This window comes from Clostridium sp. CTA-17, assembly GCF_054767895.1.
In genome coordinates this window covers 174280-180279 of the sequence record NZ_BAAABF010000007.1, presented here as the reverse complement: position 1 = coordinate 180279, position 6000 = coordinate 174280, and the positions used below count along the sequence as shown (strand labels likewise).

Here is a 6000-nt window from a genome sequence, read left to right as displayed (position 1 = left end):
GGTCAAGCGGTTAAGACACCACCCTTTCACGGTGGTAACAGGGGTTCGATTCCCCTAGGGGTCACCATATTACGGTCGCATAGCTCAGCTGGGAGAGCACCTGCCTTACAAGCAGGGGGTCACAGGTTCGATCCCTGTTGCGACCACCAAAACTTTTAATGGCTCAGTAGCTCAGTTGGTTAGAGTGCCGGCCTGTCACGCCGGAGGTCGAGGGTTCGAGCCCCTTCTGAGTCGCCACATGCTGGTGTGGCTCAATTGGCAGAGCAGCTGACTTGTAATCAGCAGGTTATCGGTTCAAGTCCGATCATCAGCTCCAAAGAACTTCAGTTAAACTGAAGTTTTTTTTTATTCTTTTAGAGAGTAATTCGCCATTTAATTTATTTATGCAAAAAAGTACACCTTATCTTTTAAGTAAGATAAGGTGTATTTTTTCTTTTTTGAAGATTTTTCTTTATTCTTATGTCATCTCCGTAAGTTTTAAATAGAAGAAAGTTTCCTAGCAATCTAGAAGTTATTCTTTCTGCATAAGCTTGCTTCAATTCAGGAAGATTTAAATTTGTAGATATAATCATCTTTTTATTTAATAATATTTTTTTGTTTAGAAGGGTAAATAACTCAGTTGTAGAGAAATCAGTTATTTGTTCTGCACCTAAGTCATCTATAACAAGTAAGTCACAATTTATAAGCAAATCTTCTAATTCATGATCATTATTAAATCTTATTTCTCTAAGATTTCTAATAAGTTCATCAGATGTTCTATAAACTACAAGAAATCCATTATCTAATAATTCTTTAGCTATGCAATAAGTTAAAAATGTTTTTCCAGTTCCAGGGCTACCATAGAAAAGTATATTTTCATTATGCTTATCAAATTTAGGGATATATCCATTAACCATCTTATCAATGATTATTTGCATATTTTCTCTTGGAGAATACTTTTCATTACCATTGTTTAAAGGAGAAAAAACATTTATATCAAATTTTGAAAAATTATTTAGCTTTAAAGCATCAGCCATATGAGAATTCTCATAGTATATATCTACAAGTTTTTTCTTATAACAAATACATTTTTTAGTGCCTATATATCCTGTATCTTTGCAAGATGGACAGATATAATGCATATCTAAATAATCTTTTGGATATCCACTCATAGCAAGAAGTTGATCTTTCTCATCTCTAAGATTTTCAATTTCTTTTTTTAATTTTTCAAAACTTTCTTTTTCATGTTTTCTTAAAGCAAGCATTGAAAGTTTTAAAGAAAGCTTATTTATTTCTCTTTCATACTCAAAAACTTGAGGTAGTTTTTCTTTCAATTCTTTTTGTCTATTAGCTAGATTTGTTTTTTCTTTTTGACGGATTTTTTCATACATATCCATCAATTGACTTTTATAACCTTTAATCATTCAATATCCCATCCTAACAATTGTTTTTCTAAGGAATCATAGTCATAATCTCTTTGGGTAAAGTTTGCTTCTCTAGCTGGTTTCTTTTGAATTGGAGCTGAATTATTTTTGTTAAATGGCTTTTTAATGCTAGATGTCTTTTTAACATCTTTTTTTGCAACATCATCAAGAGTCTTGATACCATCTTTAAACCATTTACCTAAGATACCATCTATATATTTAAAATCAGCTCTGTTTAAACGTTCAAAGCATATATCACAAGCCTTAAGTATTAACTCAACAGAGAAGTTATAAGTTAAAAGCCACTTTTCCATCATAGTTTCCTGTGGCTTCATTATTTCGGTATTTTGAATTCCTAAATACTTAAGAATTTTTCTTATTTTAACCCATTTATCTTCTGTTTTAGTTATATAAGCTTGAGCTTCCTCTATTGATTTTATTCCGGCATTATGCCATCCAAGAGCCACTGTCTCTATGTATCTAACATCTTTTTTACCCTTAGATACACAGTACTCTATTAGTATTAATATAAGCTCTGAGGAAAAATTAAGCTCTGTTTGCCAAGAAAGATAAGTTGTCATTTCCTTTGTGGATAAAGGACGACATATAAGCTTTTCTATATCTTTGAGCATATCCTTAGTGTTATTTTCATCAAGGGCTGATAATAAATCAACAGAGTTTTGACTTGATGAATGATTACCTTCTGATAAGTCTAAAAATTCTATTTTAAAGTTATTCATTTTATCTATAGGAATTAGTTTTATAACACCTTCGTCATGCCAATAATTAAGAGCATTCATTATATCTGATTCTAAAAGGTTTAGGTTCGTTGCTAAAATTGAAGAGTTAACTCCAGGTTCTCCAGTGAAATTATACTTTAGCAATAATAAATAAACCTTAATAAATTCTCCTCGAGCTTTAGGCATGTATTCTTCTATGAATATATTACTAACAGGAGTAAACTTAGTGGCTGAGTTTTTTAACATAAAAGTACTCAAAAAATAACCACCTTTCTAGATTTATAAATAGTCTAAATTTTAAAATGCATATAAATAAAAAATTAGACTATGTTTAATTATATCAAAGTGTCTTTTCTATAACAATAAAGTAAGCTTCTATAAATTGCAAAAAAAATATTTTATTTACATGAATAATTTTTTGTTAAGTGGGAACATTAATTTACGTGTTTAAATTTACACTAAAATTTTTATTAAAAGGAGAATTATGAATATGAATATTTCAGAGGGTGAGGGGAGAAACTCTATTAAAGTTTTTCTAATTACCTTAATTATTTTATTTTGTACAGTTAAAACTAATGTTTTTGCTAATTCTTTATATCCAAGAATGGGAAGTGGAAAATATAGTTTTGTAAATATGCCTTGTATGGCTAATGTTTATGTAGAGGCTTATGAACTATCCCTAAATAATAATGTCATAGGATATATAGGAAATCCCGATACTGTTGAAACTGTTTTAAATAAAATAAAACAAACATACATAGATAAGGCTTCTGAAAAAGGAGTTTTAGTTAAAGAAGTAAATTTTGATACAAAAATAGATTTAAAAAAGAATATGATTCAATCTAAAGATTTAAGTTCAGTAGAGGATATAACTTCAAAAATAATGCTTGCTAATGATATTTTAGAAGAACCTTTATTAGATGTAACTATTGAAGCTGAAATTGATGAAATTGCATCAATAGAGCCAGCAGTTGAAGTTATAAAACTAGAAGACAAGTATTTAGGAGAAAATACTATTGAAGAAGGAAAATGGGGAGAGAAAAAGGTTAAAAAGAAAGTAATATTTATAAATGGAAAAGAAGCAGACAGTGAAATAATATCTGAATCAGTTTTGAAAGAAGCTGAGAGTACAAAGGTATATAAGGGAATAAAAAATCCAATTAACTCAAATATGGCATTTTTAGCTCATCCAACTAGAGGGGGAGTTATAACATCTGTCTTTGGAGAAAAGAGTAGAGGAGGCCATAGAGGGGTTGATATAGCTGTGCCTAGTGGAACACCAATAGGAGCTGCTTGTGATGGTGTAGTAAGTTTTGTTGGGTATGACGATATATATGGCAATATGGTTAAGATAAAACACGATGATAATACAGAAACTCTTTATGCTCATGCTAGTTATATATTAACTGAGCTTGGAAAAGAAGTGAAAAAAGGTGAGACTATTGCCAAAGTTGGCAGTACCGGAAGAAGTACGGGGCCTCACCTACATTTAGAATTGATATATAAGGGTAATCCTATTAATCCTGTAAATTATATTAGTTAGTTTTATATATTTTCAAGTAAAAAAGATAAATCTATGACTCCTTCTCCAACAGAATCAGAAGGTAGTTCATATTTATTATTAGAAGCTATTTTTAATAAAGAACATAAATCCTTGTAATTTAGTTCTGGCTTGGCCTCTAAAAGTAGTGCACATACTCCAGATATGTAGGCACAGGCTAGGGATGTTCCTTGAAAGACTGTGTAACTACTATCTAATTTATGAGGATATAGTTTTATTCCATTTCTTTCAGAAATATATTTTTTATCTGAGTTTAAGCACATTATATTAGCACAAGCTGCACAAAAATCTGGTTTTTTCACATTAGAATTTCCAGATGAAGAAAATTTAAAAGTTGTTGTTGGTGTCTTTGTAGAATCTATACCACCAACTGTTATACACCAAGGAGATAATGCTAAACCCTGAATAGTGTTATCTCCTTCTATACTTCCAGAAGGGACAACAGGAATGATATTTTTACTAACTGCTAACTTAAAAAGTTCGTTAAAGTAATCTGATATTTTAATATTATGGCTAGTAAGTTCAAAAGGTAAACATAGAACTCTTATAGGATTATTCTCTTGATTTATAAGAGTTTCAATGGCGAAAAGTATATCTGAAACATAGCCCTTTCCATTAGCATCAAAGGCCTTTATACAAGATATTTTGGTGTTTTCTGCAATACCTCTAAAAACAAGCTTTGATGAATATCCACTTCCACATATAATTCCACTTAAGGCAGTTCCATGTCCATTATCATCATAAGGATAAGAATAGTTGTTTAATAAATCTAAAAACATATCTATTTTGTTTGTAGGATTTATTAAATCTTGATGAGGATAGACTCCACTATCAATTAAACCAATAGATACATTCTTGCCAGTAAAATTAAAAGATTTATTGGTGGCAATTCTATTAGCAGTACCTATACTAAGCCCGCAAAGTATAGCATGATCATCAAAAGAAATAAATTCTATCTCAGGATATTCAATTAACCTATTAATAGCTTTTGGTGTAAGAATAGCGCAAATCAAATTTAATGACTTAATTTCTCTTATAACAGTACCTCTAAGCTTGGGTATCTTCTTTGTTATATCTTCCATAAATTTTTTGCATTTTATAAGAACTCTATAATTTGTATAATAAGAGCGATTTATATAAATTTTTAGATTGCTATCCAATTTTTGTTTTATTGAAAACATAATAAATACTCCCATATTATTTATTATTTTATAATATATGAATGGGAGTATGATTTTGACAATGTATTAACTTTTCCATTTAAAAATGATAATTCCAACTATCATTAATATTATTCCTAAATAATTATGGGCAGCAAATCTGATTTTTTCACTATCAAAAAGAGCAAAAGCATCTATTATTCCTGCTGTTAAGAGTTGGGATATTAAGATTATTGATATTCCAAAGGTTGGTCCTAAGCTTCCCACAGCAGCCATAACAGTATAGGTTATAACAACACCAAGTGCTCCTCCTAATAGATATATTTTGTTTACAGAACGAAGTTCAGAGTAATTACCGTTTCTTAGCATAAGCATAATAAGTATTGCTAAAACAAAAGCAGAACCTTGAACTATGGTATTTGTTTCCCAAACACCTATCTTTTCTGAAACTCTTGTGTTAAAAACTCCTTGGATACTCATTGCTGCACCAGAAATAATTGCTAAAATAATACCAAGCATAATAAATCACCTCAAGCTTAGTATTTCCATAATTAAAAAAATAACTCTCTAAATTTTAGAGAGCTATCTTACAACAATCATTTTTGAAAAAAATTTCTTCTATTTGATTTATTGAAAAACCTAAGCTTATTCCTAAGCTTATAAAATCTTCAAATAATGTTTTATAGTGATCAATAGATGGAGATATTATTAAGTCATTTACATCTATAAGTAAAGTTAAAAATTGATCGCTTAAACAATAATCATTTGGTTTAACTATTAATTTCTTTAAGCAAGTATAATTTTTATTTAAACCTATAGTAAGGATTTGTTTTAAACAATCGATATATTTTTCTAAAACTAATTGTTTTGAAACTCTAGATTTATTGCTATCATTCCAATAAATAAAGCATTTTGTTTCATCAGCTAATTCGCTTATTTTAACTTGAAGCGCTAAGTACATTCTAGTGGTAACTTTATAGTTATTTAAATTACTATCGATAACAAGTTCCTTGTTAAACTTATCTTGTTGAATAAAAAAATTATCTAACTCCATGAGTATATCCCCCTATCTTCTTAAGCAAAAAAATGCTTACTAGTTAATTTTACAGAATCTTTTCACAATTGAAAAGATTAGA

6 protein-coding genes and 3 tRNA genes are annotated in these 6000 nt (G+C 29.4%); 4 read left to right on the top strand and 5 right to left on the bottom strand.

Translation table 11 applies throughout. From position 1 onward, the window contains the following. Positions 1–73: 73 nt before the first annotated feature. From ACYUCG_RS12100 to ACYUCG_RS12090, 3 genes are all read left to right on the top strand, one after another. Positions 74–149 (top strand) — tRNA-Val (locus tag ACYUCG_RS12100). An 11-nt stretch (positions 150–160) separates the two neighbouring features. Further along, positions 161–237, top strand: a tRNA-Asp gene (locus ACYUCG_RS12095). A 3-nt stretch (positions 238–240) separates the two neighbouring features. Next, positions 241–316: transfer RNA gene (locus ACYUCG_RS12090), tRNA-Thr, on the top strand. Between the two features lie 91 nt (positions 317–407). Here ACYUCG_RS12090 and ACYUCG_RS12085 read toward each other — a convergent pair. Then, on the bottom strand, positions 408–1403 hold the full coding sequence (locus tag ACYUCG_RS12085) for an ATP-binding protein (RefSeq protein ID WP_110071712.1): 996 nt from the start codon (positions 1401–1403) through the stop codon (positions 408–410). Next, complete coding sequence (locus ACYUCG_RS12080) at positions 1400–2401, bottom strand: DnaD domain protein (protein WP_460268697.1); 1002 nt, start codon at positions 2399–2401, stop codon at positions 1400–1402. Before ACYUCG_RS12080 ends, ACYUCG_RS12085 begins: the two co-directional genes overlap by 4 nt. A 232-nt stretch (positions 2402–2633) precedes the next feature. Between ACYUCG_RS12080 and ACYUCG_RS12075 the strand changes: the two genes are divergently transcribed. Beyond that, positions 2634–3686 (top strand): peptidoglycan DD-metalloendopeptidase family protein, encoded by a 1053-nt coding sequence (locus tag ACYUCG_RS12075; protein ID WP_139934233.1) that lies wholly within the window; start codon positions 2634–2636, stop codon positions 3684–3686. Between the two features lie 2 nt (positions 3687–3688). Here ACYUCG_RS12075 and ACYUCG_RS12070 read toward each other — a convergent pair whose 3' ends face one another. From ACYUCG_RS12070 to ACYUCG_RS12060, 3 genes are all read right to left on the bottom strand, one after another. Further along, a complete protein-coding gene (locus ACYUCG_RS12070; RefSeq protein WP_460268696.1) occupies positions 3689–4885 on the bottom strand; it encodes a S8 family serine peptidase in 1197 nt (398 codons plus the stop codon). Positions 4886–4951: 66 nt separating this feature from the next. After that, positions 4952–5383, bottom strand: coding sequence for a DMT family transporter (locus ACYUCG_RS12065; protein WP_003482538.1), 432 nt, complete (start codon positions 5381–5383; stop codon positions 4952–4954). 55 nt (positions 5384–5438) lie between these two features. Continuing rightward, on the bottom strand, positions 5439–5918 hold the full coding sequence (locus tag ACYUCG_RS12060) for a dUTP diphosphatase (protein ID WP_003482536.1): 480 nt from the start codon (positions 5916–5918) through the stop codon (positions 5439–5441). Between the last annotated feature and the right edge of the window lie 82 nt (positions 5919–6000).